General features: G+C 59.3%; 12 protein-coding genes. 7 read left to right on the forward strand and 5 right to left on the reverse strand.

Features of this window, described 5'->3' with window-relative positions; genetic code table 11:
• Position 1 precedes the first annotated feature (1 nt).
• On the reverse strand, positions 2-2,695 hold the full coding sequence (locus tag AC22G1_RS01045) for a TonB-dependent receptor (protein ID WP_487315158.1): 2,694 nt from the start codon (positions 2,693-2,695) through the stop codon (positions 2-4).
• 218 nt (positions 2,696-2,913) lie between these two features.
• Between AC22G1_RS01045 and AC22G1_RS01050 the strand changes: the two genes are divergently transcribed.
• Both AC22G1_RS01050 and AC22G1_RS01055 read left to right on the forward strand, forming a co-directional pair.
• Positions 2,914-3,807, forward strand: coding sequence for a GGDEF domain-containing protein (locus AC22G1_RS01050; RefSeq protein ID WP_487315159.1), 894 nt, complete (start codon positions 2,914-2,916; stop codon positions 3,805-3,807).
• Positions 3,807-4,784 (forward strand): helix-turn-helix domain-containing protein, encoded by a 978-nt coding sequence (locus AC22G1_RS01055; protein ID WP_487315160.1) that lies wholly within the window; start codon positions 3,807-3,809, stop codon positions 4,782-4,784. The genes AC22G1_RS01050 and AC22G1_RS01055 overlap by 1 nt, the downstream gene beginning before the upstream one ends.
• Here AC22G1_RS01055 and AC22G1_RS01060 read toward each other — a convergent pair.
• Complete coding sequence (locus AC22G1_RS01060; RefSeq protein ID WP_487315161.1) at positions 4,781-5,638, reverse strand: patatin-like phospholipase family protein; 858 nt, start codon at positions 5,636-5,638, stop codon at positions 4,781-4,783. The two genes, AC22G1_RS01055 and AC22G1_RS01060, sit on opposite strands and share 4 nt — an antisense overlap.
• A 183-nt stretch (positions 5,639-5,821) precedes the next feature.
• Positions 5,822-7,423, reverse strand: a complete 1,602-nt coding sequence (gene pckA / locus AC22G1_RS01065; RefSeq protein WP_487315162.1) for a phosphoenolpyruvate carboxykinase (ATP) — start codon at positions 7,421-7,423, stop codon at positions 5,822-5,824.
• Between the two features lie 311 nt (positions 7,424-7,734).
• On the opposite strand from pckA, the gene AC22G1_RS01070 reads away from it, so the two are divergent.
• Positions 7,735-11,370, forward strand: coding sequence for a S8 family serine peptidase (locus tag AC22G1_RS01070; RefSeq protein ID WP_487315163.1), 3,636 nt, complete (start codon positions 7,735-7,737; stop codon positions 11,368-11,370).
• A gap of 64 nt (positions 11,371-11,434) precedes the next feature.
• Here the strand turns inward: AC22G1_RS01070 and hslO are convergent, their stop codons facing one another.
• Both hslO and hslR read right to left on the reverse strand, forming a co-directional pair.
• Positions 11,435-12,298: an Hsp33 family molecular chaperone HslO gene (gene hslO / locus AC22G1_RS01075; RefSeq protein ID WP_487315164.1), complete on the reverse strand. Its 864-nt coding sequence runs from the start codon at positions 12,296-12,298 to the stop codon at positions 11,435-11,437.
• A gap of 2 nt (positions 12,299-12,300) precedes the next feature.
• Positions 12,301-12,699 (reverse strand): ribosome-associated heat shock protein Hsp15, encoded by a 399-nt coding sequence (gene hslR, locus AC22G1_RS01080; RefSeq protein ID WP_487315165.1) that lies wholly within the window; start codon positions 12,697-12,699, stop codon positions 12,301-12,303.
• Positions 12,700-12,999: 300 nt separating this feature from the next.
• Here hslR and gspC point away from each other — a divergent pair, with 300 nt between their 5' ends.
• Genes gspC through gspF form a run of 4 tightly spaced genes read left to right on the forward strand, consistent with a single transcriptional unit; the run spans position 13,000 to position 18,734 of the window.
• Entirely contained in the window at positions 13,000-13,887 is an 888-nt protein-coding gene (gspC, locus tag AC22G1_RS01085) for a type II secretion system protein GspC (protein ID WP_487315166.1), read from the forward strand.
• A 26-nt stretch (positions 13,888-13,913) separates the two neighbouring features.
• Complete coding sequence (gspD, locus tag AC22G1_RS01090; RefSeq protein ID WP_487315167.1) at positions 13,914-15,995, forward strand: type II secretion system secretin GspD; 2,082 nt, start codon at positions 13,914-13,916, stop codon at positions 15,993-15,995.
• Positions 15,988-17,514 (forward strand): type II secretion system ATPase GspE, encoded by a 1,527-nt coding sequence (gene gspE / locus AC22G1_RS01095; protein WP_487315168.1) that lies wholly within the window; start codon positions 15,988-15,990, stop codon positions 17,512-17,514. The genes gspD and gspE overlap by 8 nt, the downstream gene beginning before the upstream one ends.
• On the forward strand, positions 17,514-18,734 hold the full coding sequence (gspF, locus tag AC22G1_RS01100) for a type II secretion system inner membrane protein GspF (protein ID WP_050658813.1): 1,221 nt from the start codon (positions 17,514-17,516) through the stop codon (positions 18,732-18,734). Before gspE ends, gspF begins: the two co-directional genes overlap by 1 nt.
• Positions 18,735-18,746: the final 12 nt, after the last annotated feature.

The following is an 18,746-nucleotide window of genomic DNA, read 5'->3' on the forward strand; positions in this document are numbered from 1 at the left end:
ATTAAAACGCGTGGTACTGCAGGCCCAACTGAAAGGTGCGGCCATAGGTTTCGTATTGGGCGTTGAGGGCCGAGCGGCCGGTGTAGACGTAGTAGGGCTCGTCGTTGAGGTTCAGCGCCTTGAAGGACAGTTGCAGGTTGGGGGTGGCGGACCACTTGGCGATAAAGTCCCACTGCAGGTGCGAGTCTGCGTAGAGGTCGTAACGGCTGTCGGTGACATCGTCCACTTCCAGCAGGTATTTGGACTGGTAAGCGGCAGAGATGCGCAGCGACAGGGTGCCGTCGTCGTAGCCCAGGGCCAGGTTGGCGGTCTTGTCAGACTGGCTGGGGAAGGGCACGTCGCGGTTGCCGCTGTCCCAGCTTAAGGTGGCGTTAGAGTCGGTCCAGGTGCCGTTGGCCGAGAAAATAAGGTGGTTAAAGGGCGCCGGCAGGCTGTCAAAGCGGGTCACGAAGTTAAGCTCGACCCCGTACAGATCGGCGCTGTTGCCGTTGATGTAGGTCAGGGCCTGGTCGTAGTCCTCAAAGCCGGCGGAACCGGCCAAGTCGGCCCGGTAGATGAAGTGTTTGATGTCCTTGTAGAAGGCGCCGATGCTGGCCACGCCAATATCGCCGCTGTAGTGCTCAAGGCTCAAATCGTAGTTGGCGCTGGTCATGGAGCGAAGCTCGGGGTTGCCGAATTCGGCTTCAAAATCGCCGGCGTCCCCTTCGCGGTAAAGGCCCGGTGCCAGCTGGTCATAGGTGGGGCGCACAAAGGAGTTGGAGTAGGCGGCCCGCACCAGGGTGTCGTCGTCCAGGTTGTACTTGAGGTTCAGCGACGGCAACCAGCGGTCTTCGTCCTTGTGGTACTCGCTGACGGTGGCGGCGTCGTCCTGGTCTTCAAAGATGCTGTAGCCACGGGTGTCGCGGCGGGTCTTCTCATAGCGAAGGCCGCCCACTAGCAGTAAGTCGTCCCAGCGGCTGGTGGCCATCAGGTAGGCCGCTTTGTTGTCTTCCTTGACGTGGTAGTCGTTGATCAAAGAATCCACTTGGTCGCGGTAGTCGGCCCGGTCGTAGCTGCTGATGGCGGCCAGGATGGCGCTGGTGCTGATGGTGGGGCCGAAGGGTGCCAGGCCGTAGTCGGCGTTGGCGCCGGCGTAATCGGCGAGGGTGTCTGGGATGGCCAGCTTCTTGTAGGTGAAGGTGTCTTCGTCCATGTCCTTCTTGCGCTCACCGAGCTTGATGCCGCCCTGGATATCCAGGGTGCTGGCGCCCAAATCCAGGTGGCGGGTCAAATCGGCCCTGACACTGCGGTTATGGTCGGTAGCGTCGTGCTGGTACATCTCGATTTTGCCGAGCTGGTAATTGGTGGCGTCCAGCAGGCTGTCATCGCCCTCGAATACCGGCTTATCGCCGCTGGCGTAATGGATATTGCCGCTGTATTCGAACTTGGCGGCCTTGACCCCAAAGGGCAGCTTTTCTTCGGCGCTGCTGGTGGAAAGCTGGTATTTGAGGGTCCAGTCCTGCCAGTTGGACTTACCGCCGACGCTCAGGGATTTAATGAACTGGTCTTCGACGCGGTCTTTCAGGGCGCGGGTCAGGTCGGCCGGGCCATCCAGCCCCGGCTCGGCGGCATCTTCCCACTCGGCGCTGTAGGACTGGCGGGTCTCGTGGTCCTTGAACTGGGAGTAGAGGCCGCGCAGGTAAAACTGGTGGTTGTCGCTGGGGCGGTAGTCGATGTTGGCGGCCAGGCCCTTGCGCTTGCGGGAGATGGTGTAGTCGCGCATGTCGGTTTCTTCCAGCAAGGCGCCGTCCCAGGCGCCGCCGGTTTCAACGTTGTCGGAGCCGAACTTGCGGTCGTAATAGCTGGCGGCGAGGGCAATACCCAGGGCGTCGACCTGGCTGCCAAGGTCAAAGGTGTCAGACCAGGCGGCAGAGGCCTTGGGGCTGGTTTTGTCCCTGAGCTTGTTGTAGCTGCCCTCAGCGGTGAAGCTGAAAAAGCGGCCGTCGTGGTCAAAGGCGGTCAGGCTCTTCATTTCCACGTTGCCGCCCAGGGTGTTGGCGTCCATTTCTGGGGTCAGGCTCTTGGCCACTTCCAGGGTGCCCAGCAAATCGGAGGGAATGACATCCAGCGCCACGGCACGGCGGCCCGACTCCGGCGCCGGGATGTTGGCGCCGTTGTATGTCACGGTGTTCAGATCTGGCGCCAGGCCACGGATGCGCACAAAGCGCCCTTCGCCCTGGTCGCGCTCGATGGAAATGCCCGGCAGCCGCTGCAGCGCCTCGGTGGCGTTGTCGTCGGGGTACTGGCCTATGCCGTCAGCGGAGGCCACGGTAACGATGTTGTCGGCATTTTTCTGGATATTAAGGGCGCGACCAAGGCTGGCCACCTGGCCCACCACCGTGATGCGCTCCACCTTGGCGGCGAGGGTCAGGGGCAGCTCCAGGGTGTGGTCGTCTTGCACGTCAATGGTGCGGGTTTCGCTGGCCAGGCCCGGATATTGGATCAAAAGCTGGTACCGGCCCTTTCGAACCGAGGGCAGCACAAAGCGGCCTTCGGGGCCGGTTTGGGTGCGATAGGGGCTGTCTTCCAGGTGGATGGTGGCGCCAAGTAGTTTTTGGCCGGCGCTGTCCAGCAACTGGCCCTGAATTCGGCCGTCAGCCCAGGCCTGGGCGCACAGAGCCAGGGCCGTCACTGCAAACAAGGGTGCTTTTTTCATGATGTCGGGTCCGCTGAATAAGTCTGGCGCCGACTCTGAAAGCCCTTTGTGACAATGTGGTTGCAGTTTTTTAGCCTTAAGTCTGCCTTAACGTTTTTAGGGGCCTAGGCTGGTGTAACAGCCTGAGCCGGGCTGACCCGGGTCCGATCGGCTCAGGGCTTCGCCGCGCTGTCACTTTTTTGTAAAAAGCGGCCAAGACAATAGGCCAAGGAGTGCCTATGTCCCGACACAAACTCAAACTGCTGCTGACCTTCCTTATGCTGCTGGCCCTGGGCGCCCTTGCCCGGCATATGGGCGAGCTCAAGCCCTGGGCGCTAATCGACTGGCTGGACGTGGTGGGAGAAGGCTGCGTGCTGTTGGTCAGCCTCGCCTGGGTGCTGATGGTGCTCAAAAGCCGCCCCCATGGCCGGGTAACCTTGCTGCTCTTTAGCGGCGGGCTGATGTTCTGCTGCTCCAGCTGGCTCGACTGGCTGGACGAATTCCTCCATTACCCCGACGGTAGCCACCTGATGAGCTGGACCGAGAGCCTGCCCGCGCCCTTTGGCCTGGTCATGCTCACTTGGGGCCTGTGGGGCTGGCACCGCGAGCAGCTTGCTATCAGTGCGCAGCTCAAAAGCCGCGAGCATTTCTTTCGCGAACACCAATTGGTGGACCCGCTCACCCGCCTTTATACCCAGCCCTACTTGCAACTGGTGTTGGAGCGGGAGCTGGGGCTACACCAGCAAGGGGCCAAGCCGCTCACGCTGCTGGCCTGGGACATTCGCGGCTTTGGCCGCTTTAACTTGCGCCACGGTGAGCTGGCCGGTGACAAGGCACTGAAAGGCCTCGCTGAATTCTTGCTGGCCGGGCTGCGCCCCCAGGACCTGCTATGCCGCCTGGGCGGAGACCGCTTCGTGGCCCTGCTGCCAGGCACCGGCGCCGGTGAAGCTCGCGCACTGGGGGAAGCCCTGTCCCGGCAGCTGCAAGAACGGCCCTGGCTTGGCAACAGGGTCAGCCTGAAAACCGAGCTATTGCAAGCAGGGGAGGCCGATAGTGTCGATACCCTGCTGGCGCGGCTTCAGGTGCAGTTGGACAAGGACAAAGGGCCAGGCCCCTTTGCCAGGGAGGCCTGATGCGCCCCTGGTTTGGCAGTGACGACAAACAGCTGCCGGCCTTGCAGGCCAAGGCCATTATTACCGTGGCCGAGCGCCGAGGCGTGGCCCCCGAGCGGCTATTAAGGGGCACCGGAATTTTTGAGGGCGACCCGCTGATAAGCCCGGCACAACTGGTGCGCCTGGCTTGCCAGGCACAAAAGCTGCTGCCCCAGGGAGAGCTGGGTTTTCTGGTGGGCCATCACCTGCTGCGCCAGGACCACCCCTTGGCGAAGCTGCTGCGCGCCGCGCCTGACCTTCGCCGGGCCCTGATGGGGCTCGCCCGCTACCGAAGCCAGTGGCAGTTGCTGCAATACCTGCGCCTGGAAGCCAGCCATGACCGGCTTTATCTCTATCTGCAAGACGTGGTGGGGTTGGGGGAGGCGAGGGCGTTTTTCTGCCAGGTGACCCTGGGGCTGCTGAGCGCCTTGTTGCGTTTGCAGCTTAACGGGCGCCAGGCCCTTGAGATCAGCCTTAGCCAAAAAGCCCCCAAAGGCCTGCACCATTACCAGGCCCACCTCGGCCTGGCACTGACCTTCGGCGCCGAGCAAGACTGCCTGAGCCTGCCGCGCAGCTGGTGGCAAGCGGGCTTTGCCGAGGCGGATGCCTCCGCCTTTGCCGACGCCAAAGCGGCCATGGTGGCTGAGCTTGCGCCCTTGGGGTTACTGGAATGGTTGGCCCGGCTACAGCACCGGCATTTAACGGCGCAGCTGGGGCTGGAGCAGGTAGCAACCCTTGCCGGGCTCAGCCCTGCCAGCCTCAAGCGCCAACTCAAGGCCCAGGGCACCAGTTTTGGCCAATGCGGTGACGAGGTGAAAAAGCTTCGCGCCCTGCACTGGCTTTGCTATGGCCAGCTGCCCAACGAGGTGCTGGCGCAGCGGCTGGGTTACTCGGACGTGCACAACTTTCGCCGCTCCTTCAAACGCTGGACCGGCGCCGTGCCTTCGGTGTTTCGCTAGGCGCTCTTGGCCAGGCGCTGCTCCATGGCCAGGTAATCACGGCCGGCACCCAGCCCCATGCGGTAACCGGCGTCGAGCTTGGCTTTGTCCATGGTCAGGCGGCCTACGGCAAAATCCTGGGGCGGGGCGATGACCCTCAACTGGCAGTCCGCCGGAGGGTGGGCGATGAAATCCAGGGCGGCGTTGTAATGGCGGGCCCTGTCCAGCAGGGTCTGGGCAAGCTCGGGGTGGTCGCGAAAGAGGTGCTGGGTCAGCCAGGGCAGGCGGCTTGGCTTCATGCGATAGCCTAGGGGGTGGGACAGCACCACGGTCAAGTCGCGGGCGCCGCGCCGGTACGCTTCCTGCACCGGGATGGAGTCGGCCATGCCGCCGTCGGTAAAGGGTTGGTGGTCAATTTCTGGCATCTCTTTAAAAGCGATGGGCAGGGCGCAGGTGGCCAGCATCACGTCGTCGAGGTTGTCAGGGGTGACGCTCATGTAGCGGGCGCCGCCGCTGTGCACGTCGGTGACCACCGCCACCAGTTGCGGGCCGTTGGTCAGGCAGTCAAGGTGCAGTGGCAGCAGTTTGCGCGACTCGTGCCAGAGCCAATGCACATCGGTGAGGTGGCCACCGAAGGCAAAACGCCGGGGATTGAAGAAGCGGCGGGTGGTGGCCAGCCGGGTGATGATTTTGCGGCTGCGGCCCTGGCGGCGGCTGAGATAACCCACCGAATTGGTGGCGCCGGCGGAGACGGCCAGGATCAGGTCAAAGGCGTAATGCTGTTGCTGGATAAAGCTGTCCAGCACCCCTGCGGCAAAGATACCGCGCATGGCGCCGCCTTCAACAATAAGGGCTTTACTGGCTTTCGGTTGCACGGGTGACCTCCGGCTGAGTGATTGCTCTAAACTAACAAAGCAGGCCTGAGATCTTAAATAGGTTTTTTAAATCAACAAGATAGTAAAACGAAAAGCTCTTTTCCCGTATTTTTCAGCGCACGGTTGTGCGCTTTTTTTAGCCAATAAAAAAGGCCGCTTACGCGGCCTTTTTCAATTTTAAGCTTACAGTTGTGGGCCGGCTGCTACCAGCGCCTTGCCTTCGGCGTTGTCGGTGAACTTCTCGAAGTTGCTGACAAAACGCTGGGCCAGATCCTGAGCCTTGACATCCCACTGGGCGGCGTCACCATAGGTGGCGCGGGGGTCGAGGATGGAGGCATCTTCAACACCGGCCAGGGCCTGGGGCACCGCCAGGTTGAAGTAAGGCAGCTGCACGAACTCGGCGTTCTCGATGCTGCCGTCGAGGATGGCATCGATAATGGCGCGGGTGGCCTTGATGGAAATGCGCTTACCGGTACCGTTCCAGCCGGTGTTGACCAGGTAGGCCTCGGCGCCCACCGCTTCCATGCGCTTGACCAACACTTCGGCGTATTTGGTGGGGTGCAAGCTCAGGAAGGCGGCACCAAAGCAGCTGGAGAAGGTGGGTGTGGGTTCGGTAACGCCACGCTCGGTACCGGCCAGCTTGGCGGTGAAGCCGGACAGGAAGTAGTACTCGGCCTGGGCTTTGGTGAGCTTGCTTACCGGCGGCAGTACCCCGAAGGCGTCGGCGGTCAGGAAGATCACCTTCTTGGCGTGGCCAGCCTTGGACACCGGTTTGACGATGTTGTCGATGTGGTAGATGGGGTAGGAAACCCGGGTGTTCTCGGTCTTGGAGCCGTCGTCGAAGTCAACGCTGTTATCGCTCAGCACGGTAACGTTTTCCAAGAGGGCGTCGCGGCGGATGGCGTTATAGATATCCGGCTCGGCTTCCTGGCTGAGGTTGATGGTCTTGGCGTAGCAGCCACCTTCGAAGTTGAACACGCCGTCGTCGTCCCAGCCGTGCTCGTCGTCGCCAATCAGCTCACGCTTAGGGTCGGTGGAGAGGGTGGTTTTGCCGGTGCCGGACAGGCCGAAGAAAATGGCCACGTCGCCGTCTTTGCCGACGTTGGCAGAGCAGTGCATGGAGGCAATGCCCTTCAATGGCAGCAGGTAGTTCATCATCGAGAACATGCCTTTTTTCATCTCGCCACCGTACCAGGTGCCGCCGATAAGCTGCATGCGTTCGGTGAGGTTGAAGGCCACGAAGTTTTCGCTGTTCAGACCCTGCTTTTCCCAGTTGGGGTTGGAAGTCTTGGCGCCGTTCATGACGATAAAGTCAGGCTGAAAGTCTTTCAGTTCTGCTTCCGTGGGGCGGATGAACATGTTTTTCACGAAGTGTGCCTGCCAGGCCACTTCGGTGATGAAGCGCACGCTAAGGCGGGTGTCGCTGTTGGCGCCGCAGTAGGTGTCCACCACAAACAGGCGCTTGCCAGACAGCTGCTCGGTAACCAGGCCTTTAAGATCGTTCCACACCTCGGTGCTGATGGGCTTGTTGTCATTTTTGCCCTGATCTGACCACCAGACGGTATCCCTGGTGGTGTCGTCGCGAACGATGTATTTGTCCTTCGGAGAACGGCCGGTAAAGATACCGGTATCCACGGCTACAGCCCCCAGGCTGGTAACCACTCCCTTTTCATAGCCTTCGAGGCCTTCACGGGTTTCTTCGATGAAAAGTTGCTCGTAGGAGGGGTTGTAAACGATTTCCTGGACGGCATTGATGCCGTACTGGCCCAGATCGATCTGACTCATGGGGGATGGCTCCTAGGGTACGTAGTGTCTAGCTGTAGGGATTTGTCTGTCTGTTTTCTGGCGGCATTGTAGCCCAAAGGTGAGGGTGAGAGAACGCCGAGCAGTCACGAAAATGAAAGACTTTCAGGTCGGGTTACATAATGGATGGGTGATACGCTTTTAAGACAAAAGTGTGAGCAAAGGTTTCATTTGTTTTCTAGTTGTTGATTGTTGATTTTTCTGATGTTAATACAAGGGCTCCTTTGCAAGGATGTTGCGAGCGGCCAGTAGAGCCGCCGCAGAGATGTTTCACACTTAGAAGGAATGAAACCTTGAAACTCCAAACCGCCTTCAAGCTGAGCCCGCTGGTCCTGGCGCTGGCTTCTGCTTCGTCTGTTGCTGCGTTGTCGAATGGTACACGCCACGTTGTTTTTGATAATCCGGTCACTAAACAAAGCCTTGCTGACAAGTCAGCTAAAGGCCCATTGCGTGAGGTGATCCCCAACCGTTACATCATTGAGTTGACTGGTGAACCTGTCGCGACACGCAGTGCCAAAGGCGTTGGATCTGTTGCTCGAACTGCCAACGGTAAAGTGGACTTTGCTGCTTCAGCAACAGTTTCGGTAAAAAGCCAACTGGCTTCCCAACAAGCACAGACGGCGAAGGCACTGAGCACCCTGTACCCTTCAGTCAAAGTGCTGCGTAACTTCAACACCGTACTCAACGGGCTGGCAATCGAGGGCACTAACCTTGACATCGACAAGCTGAAAGCGCTGCCGAATGTTAAGCACGTGTATCGTGACCAAATTATCCATGTCCAAATGGATCAGTCCTTGCCCATTATCAAAGCTCCCGCAGCGTGGGAGGCTCTTGGTGGCCAGGCTACAGCAGGGCAGGGTATTCGCGTTGCCGTAGTGGACTCCGGTATTCGTCCAGAAAACCCCATGTTTGATGATGCTGGCATGACCGCTCCCGACGCCAGCACCCTGCCTACCGATGACTACTGCCATACCGTCGATGCCAGTTTCTGTAACAACAAGCTGATAGTCGCCCGTTATTATCCTGCCCCTTCTGGCACCATTGCCGAGGAATATACTGATAAGCCACTGGGTTGGAACGGTCATGGTACCCACGTTGCTGGTACTGCAACTGGTATGCCGGTAACTGCCGATTACGAAGGCACCGATTACTCCCTTTCCGGTGTCGCGCCTGGCGCCTATTTGATGGTGTACAAAGCGCTTTACCAAAATGACACCACTGCTTCAGGGTCCAGCCTCAGCTTGGCCTCAGCGGTTGAGGATGCGGTCAAGGATGGCGCTGACGTTATCAACAACTCCTGGGGCGGCGGTCCTGGTGGGAACCCGAATAACAGCCCCTACAAGTCGGTATTTGAAAATGCCGAAGCTGCTGGTGTAGTGGTAGTCAGTGCTGCTGGTAACGACGGTAACGGCGCCCAGACCATCGGTTGCCCAGGCTGTGTCGAGTCCGGCATTACTGTAGCTAACACTCAAACCGGCCGCAGCTTTGTTCAGGAAATGAATGTCGACGGTCTCGGTGATTTGCAGATGGTTGAAGGCAGCTCTTCGGTACAGCTGTCCAGCTTGGCTGCGGCTGACCTCACTGCGCCTCTGGTTGCTGCTGCCAATGTTGATGCCGAGAATGCAGACGGCTGCGATGCCTTCCCTGCCGGCACTTTTGCCGACAGTTTTGCCTTTATCTCCCGCGGCAGCTGTAACTTTACCCTTAAGGCTGCCAATGCTCAGGCTGCCGGTGCCAAAGGCCTGGTTGTCTATGACAATGGCGGTGGTGTTGTTCAGATGTCCATGGATGAATCCACCATCTTTGGTGTGATGATCAGCCAAGCCGACGCCGAGAAAGTGCTGGCTGCTATGGGCACCGGTTCTATCAATGTCACCCTGGATCCTGCAGTTCACTCTTATGTGGATAGCTCTTTGGTTGACGTGATGAACAGCTCCTCTTCACGTGGCCCCAATGGCGACAGCAGCTTTATCAAACCTGACCTGGCTGCCCCCGGTACCAACATTCTGTCGGCATTCTCTCCAGATGAGTTGGGTATTGGCGGTACTGATCCTGTCTTTGATTCTCTGACCGGTACCTCCATGGCCAGCCCTCATGTAGCTGGCGCGGCGGCACTCGTTCTGGCGGCGCACAGTGACTGGACGCCCGCAGAAGTAAAAGCCGCTTTGACCACCACCAGTACCACTGCCGTTAAAGATGATGACGGTGAGAAAGCGGCAACACCTTTTGCCATGGGCGCTGGCCGTATTGATGTCTCCAAGGCAATCAACGCAGGGCTTGCGGTTGCACCTGTGTCTATTTCCATGCAGAACTGCGTAACTAGCTGTAGTTCTACGGTTAATGCTACCAACTTGGCACAAGACGCAGTGGATTGGCGGGTCAGTGTCAGCTTTACCGATCCGACTATTAGTGGAACTGTTTCTACCAGTACCATGAGCCTTGGTGCGGGCGCCTCCAGTCCCTTTACTCTGACGGCTGATGCCTCGTCAGCGGTGAAGAACAAGTGGTACTTTGGCACTATCACGTTTACTCCCAACAGTGGGAACGCGCCTCAGGCCCATATGCCGGTAGCTATTTATGCCGGTAACAGCACCAATGATAACCTGTTGACTTCGACTGCAGGTGAGGCTGCGGCTGGTGATGAAGTCCACGGCCAGACTGTACTGACCAATAGCTTGATTGACGGTACAGCAACCCTGAAAGTGGCTGCTCCTGAAGGAGTAACGATGGCCGCACAACCTGAGGTCACTCTGGTTAATGCGACACAGCAGTCCTACTCCTATGATGCTGACAGCCAAGTTGCGACCTGGGTTGGTTCAGTTAACAAGGCATACGGCCAACTTACCGCATCAGGCGTTCCAAGCTGGTTGAACAGTCTGCCTTCTATTACTGATGATGGCGTTGATTTCGACTCTTTTGATTGTGACTCTGTATGTGACGAAGGTACTTTGACCCTGACGATTCCTGCGTCTTGGGGTTTGAAGTTTATGGGGGCTAATGTTTCCACGCTTGCACTCAGTCCCAACGGGTACGTGACGTTCAACGGTGCGGCGGTATCCAGCTCTTACGCTAACGACGATTTACCTTCAGCCAGAGTAAGTGGTGCCATGTTGGCTCCGATGTGGACAGATCTTGACCTGACCAACACCGGTAAGTGGTATTACCAACTGCTCAACGATGGTACTAACGACTACTTGATCTTCGAGTGGAAGGATATTGTCGAGTATGGTGATACCAGTGGTCGTAAGTTCACTTTCCAAGTTGCACTGCAACTGGATGGCGATGCTGCTTATGTACACTATGTCAGTCTCGACAGCTTGCCTGAGTCTATGACCGCTGGTGTGCAAGACGCCACTACTACCCGAGGCAAGGCTCTGTACCTCAATGGTGATGGCACTGCCCCTGTTGCCGGCAGCAGCTATGCGGTCGAATATCAGGACGGTGGCAGTGTCACTCTGGATTACGATCTGTCAGGGAAAGCTGCAGCTGAGGACGCCACTCTCTCAGTGGTAGGTAAAGAGCCTGCAACAGTTGATCTGAGTGCACATCTCAAAGCCGCTCATCACATCATTACCTCGACAGTGTCTTCTGATGATGCAGAGGCTCAAGCTCTCTCCTTGCTGATAGCCGACCCGAATGGTGTCGCTGCCGAAGATGGCATTACCATCACCACTCAGCCTGCCAATGGCAAGCTGGTGGTTAACAAAACGGGTCTTGCCACCTACACGCCCAACGAAGGCTTCACTGGTACGGATAGCTATAGCTATACCCTTACCGATAGTGCCGATCTGACAACCACTACCGGTACTGTCACCGTCAACGTAGCGGCCGAGCCTGCTACCAACACCGGTGGCGGTGGTGGCGGTGCCTTCGGCATCCTGGCCCTGCTGATGGCGCCTCTGATGTGGATGCGTCGCCGTAAGGCCTGATAAATCCTGCCCATAAAAAAGGCCCCGCAAGGGGCCTTTTCTTTATCTGCCGTTTGGCGCTTTTTTACTGGGTGCTTTGGGGAGCGTCTTTGGCTCCGGCGAAAATACCGGCTACATCAACGCTGTCGAAGCGGTATTGCTTGCGGCAGTATTCGCAGTCCATGTCCAGGGTGCCATCGTGCTCGGCGACCAGCTTGAGCACTTCGTCCTGGCCCAGGGAGATAAGGGCGCTCTCGCAGCGTTCGCGGGAGCAGGTGCACTGGAAGCTGACCGGTTGCGGCTCAAAGAGGCGCACTTCTTCCTGGTGGAACAGGCGGTGCAGCACATCTTCGGCGCCAAGTTCGAACAGCTCTTCGGCTTTGATGGTGTCGGTGAGGGTGGTCAGGTGTTCGAACTGGCTTTCCTCGTCCTCGGCGGCAGGCAGCACCTGCAGCATCATGCCGGCGGCCTTTTGGCCTTCGGCAAAGAGCCAAAGCCGGGTAGGCAGCTGCTCGGAGTTGGCAAAGTAGCCTTCCAGCACTTGGGCCAGGTTGTCCCCTTCCAGGCCAACAACACCTTGATAGCGCTCGCCGTCTTTGGGGGAAATGGTGATCACCAGGTAGCCTTTACCCACCATCTCGGCCAGGGTGCCGTCCGGTACTTCACCCTGGTAGCGGGCCACACCGCGCAATACCTGCTGGTGGGTGCCGTTGATCACCGCCAGGCTGACCGGGCCGTCCCCTTGCAGTTGCACGGTGATTTCGCCTTCGAATTTGACCGTTGCCGTCAGCAGGCTGGTGGCTGCCATCAGCTGGCCCAGCAGGCGCTGGATGGGCTGCGGGTAGTTGTGGTTGGCGATGATGGCCTCAAAGCTCTCATCGAGCTGGACCAGTTCGCCCCTTACCTGTGCGTTTTCAAACACAAAGCGATACAGCTTGTCTTGGGCCATGGTTACTCCTGATGCTTGAAATCTCTCAGCTGCCGGCGCTGCTTTTTGTCCGGCTTGCTGTCGGGGTGCGGATTGTACAGGGCATTGAGCTTGCGCGCCTCGGCATTTTTGGCTCTTTTTTCGGCGCTTTGGGCCGTCTCTTCATAGAGCTGCTGGGCAACGGCGGCCGGGCCCCGGGTCTCGGTCAGCGCCAGGACAACCACTTCTTTTTCGTCACTGCCGGCCCAGAGTTTGACCAGGGCCCCCACTTCCACGATTTTTGCCGCTTTTACCCTGTTGCCGTTGTAATGCACCTTACCCCCTTCCACCTGGGCGCGGGCCAGGGAGCGGGTCTTGAAAAATCGGGCTGCCCAGAGCCATTTGTCCAGGCGAACTTTTTGATCGTTTTGCTTGTCAGTCATAGGCACCTTCACTTGCTTGGGGCATTATGACCAAGATCAGGCGCAGATGCAGTTTTGTGGGCAGGGTCTCACCATGGGGTGAACCTGTCTTATCCATCTATTGCAACTTGGTCGTCATGCTGAGACTTTACTCTGGAAACGCCAAGGCTTGCGTTGCAATTGCCAAAGCCATGGTTTTAACTAGCAAGTTGCTGTTGATAAACCAATTAGAAACAATTAGTGCACATTTTGCGCATCACTTTTTGAAGGGGTCGCAGCTTCCACCATGGATGTGGGGTTATGCAGGGAGCTGTAAAGATAATGAATTCTGAATTACTTCTTGAGCGCGCTGGCACTCTGGCCCGGCGTCTTCCCGAATCTGCTTTGCGCAGGTGGCTGACTATAGTGCCCGCCATGGTGGCCTTGTGGCTGCTGGCAGGGCTGGTGTGGCTACTGCTGACACCTACCCCAGGGCCATCGCCCTGGCAGCCCCAGCAGGATAACGCTTCTGGCACCGACCTTGATTTGAGTGGCCTGAATGGTTACCCCATGTTCGGGGTGGCCGATGTGGGCGCCGAGCAAGCCCAGCCCACCCAACAACTGGTCGACGCTCCGGAAACCCGCCTGAAATTGCGCCTCACCGGCCTGGTGGCAGAAAGCCATACCGGCAGCGGCGTGGCCATTATTGAAAGCCAGGGCAGCCAGATGGCCTACCGGGTTGGCGACGACATCAAAGGCACCCGCGCCAAGGTGGCCCGCATCCTCTGGGACAGGGTGCTGCTGGATAACAGCGGCAAGACCGAAGCGCTGATGGTAGACGGCAAGGAATACAAACCCCTGACCGTGCCGGCAGCCCCCGTTGCTCGCCAGCCTGCCCCCACCGCTACGGTGCCGGCTGCCGAAGTCCAAGCCACCTTAAGGCAGGTGCGTAACAACCCGCAGTCCATTGGCGATCTGGTGCGTTTCAGCCCGGCCCGCGAAGGGGACAACATCACCGGTTACCGGGTCGCCCCGGGCCGCGACCCGGCCATGTTTAAGCAGTTGGGTCTCGAAAGTGGCGATTTGGTCAAATCCATCAATGGCTATGACTTGAGCGACCCGGCCCAGGCCCTGGATATCCTCGGCCAGCTGCAAGGGCTCGACAGCCTGAGCCTCGACATCGAGCGCGGTGGCCAGCCTATGAGCCTGAACATCAATATTGCGCAATGACCGCCATGAAGAATAAAGGAAAACCTATGGTCATCAATAAAGGCCTCAAGCCGACCCTGGCGGCCATGCTGCTGGCATCCTTGCTGAGCGCCCCGGCCCTGCCGTTGCAGGCCGCCGAATCGGCCAAGCCCAATACCTATTCCGCCCAGTTCCGCGACACCGACATCAACGAATTCATCTCCACCGTGTCGGCGGTACTGAAAAAAACCATCGTGGTTGACCCGTCGGTGCGCGGCAAGATCGACGTGCGTTCCTACGACCAAATGACCGCCGACGAGTACTACCAGTTCTTCCAGAACGTGCTGGACGTGTACGGCTTTGCGGTAGTGGAAATGCCCAACGGCGTGCTGAAGGTGGTCAAAGCCAAAGACGCCAAGACCGGCGCCATCCCGGTGGTGGACGGTAAGCTTGGCAAGGAAGGCGGTGACGAGATGATCACCCGGGTCTTCCAGGTGCATAACGTGGCGGTGCGGGAACTGTCGCCGCTGCTGCGCCAACTGGTGGACAACGCCGGCGCTGGCAACGTGGTGCATTACGACGACTCCAACGTGCTGATCGTCACCGGCCGCAGTGGCGTGGTGGACCGCATCGGCCAGATCATCCAGCGGGTGGACAAGGCCGGCGACCAGGAAGTGGCAGTGGTTAAGCTCAAATACGCCTCCGCCGCCCAGGTGGTGTCCATCATCAACGACCTCAACAAGGGCTCGACTGCCAACAACAATACTTCCTCGCCGCTGGCGGTGAAGGTGGTGGCGGACGAGCGCACCAACTCGGTGCTGGTGTCTGGCGAGTCCAAGGCCCGCGACCGCATCATCAAGACCATCAAGGGCCTGGATACCGACCAGCAAAGCACCGGTAACACCCGGGTGGTGTACCTCCAGTACGCCAAGGCCAAAGACTTGGTCGACGTGCTGCAAGGAGTGTCTGACACCATCCAGGCCGAAGATCAAAAAGGTGACAAGGGGACTACCCGCACCGCCAGCAGTGGCCGCCAGCAGGTGTCCATCAAGGCCCACGAAGAAACCAACGCCCTGGTGATCACCGGCCAGCCGGACCTCATCAACAACCTGGTGAACGTGGTCAAAAAACTGGATATCCGCCGCGCCCAGGTGCATGTGGAAGCGATGATCGTCGAGCTGTATGACTCCGACGGTACCGACCTTGGCGTACAGTGGTTCTCCAGCAAATACGGTGCCCAGCAGTTCTCCAACGGCTCGGCTCCCAGCTTGACTACCCTGTACGGCGCCTACAGCGCTGCCACGGTCAACAGCGGCACCACCACCACCACGGTGGACCCGTCTACCAACATCACCACCACCACTTCTACCAACAATACCGCCGACTATTCCGACCTGGCCTCGGCCCTGGGCGGGGTCAACGGCGCGCTGTGGGGCGTGGTGAAAGGCGACTGGGGCGCGCTGGTCAACGCGGTGAGCTCCGACACCAAGGCCAACATCCTGTCGACCCCCTCGGTCACTACCCTGGACAACAAGGAAGCCTCTTTTGTGTCTGGTGAGGATGTGCCGCTGCTGACCGGTTCTACCCCCAGCTCTGACAACTCCAACCCCTTCCAGACCATCGAGCGTGAACAGCTGGGTGTGAAGCTCAACGTCACCCCGCAGATCAACAACGGCGACTCGGTGCAGCTGGCCATCAAACAGGAAGTGTCCAGCCGCTCCGGTAACACCGCTGTGGATATCACCCTCAACAAGCGGGAAGTGAACACCACGGTGCTGGTGCACAACGGCGACACCATAGTGCTGGGCGGTTTGATTGACGAGCAGACCCAGGAATCGGTGTCCAAGGTGCCGCTGCTGGGGGATATTCCCATCATCGGCAACCTGTTCAAGTCCACCTCCAGCACCAAGCAAAAGCGTAAATTGATGGTGTTCATCCACCCGGTGATTGTCCGTGACGATGAAACCATGCGTGGTCTGAGCCGCGAGAAATACAACCTGGTGCACGACGAGCAAATGCGCCGCAAGGAAGAGGGTATCAGCCTGATGCCCTTTATGGACGTGCCCGAAATGCCGGCCTGGGACGACAGCCTGGCCCAACCGCCGGGGCTGACCGAATTTATCCGCGACCGGGATAACAAGCATGACTGAACAGAGCCTCAACGCTGAACTGGCCGAGGCCACAGAGGCGGCCGAGCTCAGCCCCGAACAGGAGCGTGCGGCAGGGCGCCTGCCCTTTGCCTTTGCCAAGCGCCACGGGGTGCTGTTTACCGAAGGCCAGCTGTACCTGCGTGACGGCGCCGAGCCGGCGGCGCTGCTGGAGGCCTGGCGCTTCCTCGGCACCGGCGTGGCGCCTACCCCCATCAATGGCCACGATTTTGAAGAGCAGCTGGTGGCCGCCTACCAGCGCGATTCCAGCGCTGCCCGCCAGTTGATGGAAGACATCGGCGCCGACCTTGATTTGAACGCCCTGGCCGAAGAGTTGCCCCAGACCGAAGATCTGCTGGACTCCGACGACGACGCGCCGGTGATACGCCTTATCAACGCCCTGCTGTCTGAGGCCATCAAAGAAGGGGCCTCGGATATCCATATCGAGACCTTCGAGCAGGCGCTGGTGGTGCGGTTCCGGGTCGATGGCGTTTTGAAAGAAGTGCTCAAACCCAGCCGCAAGCTCGCCAACCTGCTGGTATCGCGCATCAAGGTTATGTCCCGCATGGACATCGCCGAGAAGCGGGTGCCTCAGGACGGCCGTATTGGCCTGCGCATTGCTGGCCGCGCCGTTGACGTGCGGGTGTCTACCATGCCGTCTAACCACGGCGAGCGGGTGGTGCTGCGGCTATTGGACAAAAACGCGGTGCGCCTGGATCTCGAAGACCTGGGCATGGTGCAGTCGGTGCGCGACCAGTTCGAGGGCCTTATCCGCAAGCCCCACGGCATTATCCTGGTTACCGGCCCCACCGGTTCTGGTAAGTCCACCACCCTCTATGCGGGGCTGTCGGAGATCAACTCCAAGGACCGCAACATCCTCACCGTCGAAGACCCCATCGAGTTTGACCTCGAAGGCATAGGCCAGACCCAGGTCAACCCCAAGGTGGACATGACCTTCGCCCGTGGCCTGCGCGCCATTTTGCGCCAAGACCCCGACGTGGTGATGGTGGGGGAAATCCGCGATTTGGAAACCGCGCAGATCGCGGTGCAGGCGTCCCTCACCGGCCACTTGGTGCTCTCCACCCTGCACACCAACACTGCCTCCGGGGCCATTACCCGCTTGGAAGACATGGGGGTCGAGCCGTTTTTGATCTCCAGCTCCCTGTTGGGGGTCCTTGCCCAGCGCCTGGTGCGCCGCCTCTGCCCGCAATGCCGCAGCCCTTACCAGGCCAGCAAAGGCGAGTTGGAGCTGATGGGCATCGAAGAGAAAAAGCTCACCCTGTTCCACCCCAAGGGCTGCGAACACTGCAACATGACCGGCTATCGCGGCCGGACCGGCATCCACGAGTTCATCATCATCGATGAGAAGCTGCGCGAGCTTATCCACAATGGCCGCGGCGAGCAGGCCATCGTCAAGCAGGTGCGCAAGTCCGTGCCCAGCATCCGCGACGACGGCTTTGCCAAGGTCCAAGCCGGTATCACCTCCCTTGAGGAAGTGCTGCGGGTTACCCGGGAGGACTGATGGCGGCTTTTGAATACGTTGCCCTGGATGCCAAAGGCAAACAGAAAAAAGGCATTTTGGAAGCCGACAGCCCCCGCGCTGCCCGAAGCGCGCTGCGCGACCAGGGGCTGATGCCGGTTTCTCTGGCCGAGAGCGTGCAGCAGGAAAAGGCCCGTGGCAAAGCCCGCGGCCTGGGTTTTGGCACCAAGGTGTCGGTGAGCGATTTGGCGCTTATCAGCCGCCAGCTCTCCACCCTGGTGCAATCGGCGCTGCCGCTGGAAGAATGCTTGAAAGCGGTGGCGGACCAAACCGAGAAGCCGCGCCTTCAGCGCATCCTGATGGCGGTGCGCTCCAAGGTGGTGGAAGGCTATAGCCTGGCCGACTCCATGGCCGAGTTTCCCAATGTCTTTGACGAGCTGTACTGCGCCATGGTGGCAGCCGGTGAAAAATCGGGGCACCTGGATACGGTACAAAACCGCCTGGCCGACTACACCGAGCAGCGCCAGACCGTGAAGCAGCAAATCCAGCAGGCCATGATCTACCCCATCATGCTGACCCTGGTGGCCATCGGCGTGGTGTCGTTGCTGCTGACCTCGGTAGTGCCGCAGGTGGTGGGCCAGTTTGAACACATGAACGCCACGTTGCCGGCCAGTACCCGCTTTTTGATTGGCGCCTCGGATTTTGTCCGCGACTGGGGGCTGTTGGTACTGGCGGGGGTTATCCTGGCCGGGGTCGGTTTTAGCCGGGCCATGAAGAAAATAGGCTTTAGGCGCAAGGTGCACGGCTATTTGCTGCGTATGGCGGTGCTGGGTAAGGTGGTGCGCGGCGTTAACACCGCCCGTTTTGCCCGTACCCTTGCCATCTGCTCTGCCTCGTCGGTGCCGCTTTTGGAGGGCATGCGCATCAGCGGTGACGTGCTGACCAACGTGGTGATGAAAGAATCGGTGGCCGAGGCCACCACCAAGGTCCGCGAGGGCACCAGCCTTCGCCAGGCCCTGACTCAGACCAAACTGTTTCCGCCAATGATGCTGCACATGATCGCCTCCGGGGAGAAGTCCGGCGAGCTGACCCAGATGCTGGAGCGCGCCGCCGACAACCAGGACCGGGAGTTTTCCAACCTGGTTACTGTGACCCTCGGGGTGCTGACCCCGGCCATGGTGGTGACCATGGCCGCCATTGTGTTTTTCATCATGATCTCTATCCTGCAACCCATTCTGGAAATGAACAACATGGTGGCCTGAGCTGCCAAGGAG

The sequence above is a fragment of the Gallaecimonas zhanjiangensis genome (genome assembly GCF_057624825.1).

Bases quoted from the DNA above. Each gene is read 5' to 3' on its own strand.
- gspD (WP_487315167.1), top strand. From the start codon at position 13,914: ATGGTCATCAATAAAGGCCTCAAGCCGACCCTGGCGGCCATGCTGCTG.
- hslR (WP_487315165.1), bottom strand. From the start codon at position 12,699: ATGACTGACAAGCAAAACGATCAAAAAGTTCGCCTGGACAAATGGCTC.
- AC22G1_RS01055 (WP_487315160.1), top strand. From the start codon at position 3,807: ATGCGCCCCTGGTTTGGCAGTGACGACAAACAGCTGCCGGCCTTGCAG.
- gspE (WP_487315168.1), top strand. From the start codon at position 15,988: ATGACTGAACAGAGCCTCAACGCTGAACTGGCCGAGGCCACAGAGGCG.
- hslO (WP_487315164.1), bottom strand. From the start codon at position 12,298: ATGGCCCAAGACAAGCTGTATCGCTTTGTGTTTGAAAACGCACAGGTA.
- gspC (WP_487315166.1), top strand. From the start codon at position 13,000: ATGAATTCTGAATTACTTCTTGAGCGCGCTGGCACTCTGGCCCGGCGT.
- gspF (WP_050658813.1), top strand. From the start codon at position 17,514: ATGGCGGCTTTTGAATACGTTGCCCTGGATGCCAAAGGCAAACAGAAA.
- AC22G1_RS01045 (WP_487315158.1), bottom strand. From the start codon at position 2,695: ATGAAAAAAGCACCCTTGTTTGCAGTGACGGCCCTGGCTCTGTGCGCC.
- AC22G1_RS01050 (WP_487315159.1), top strand. From the start codon at position 2,914: ATGTCCCGACACAAACTCAAACTGCTGCTGACCTTCCTTATGCTGCTG.
- pckA (WP_487315162.1), bottom strand. From the start codon at position 7,423: ATGAGTCAGATCGATCTGGGCCAGTACGGCATCAATGCCGTCCAGGAA.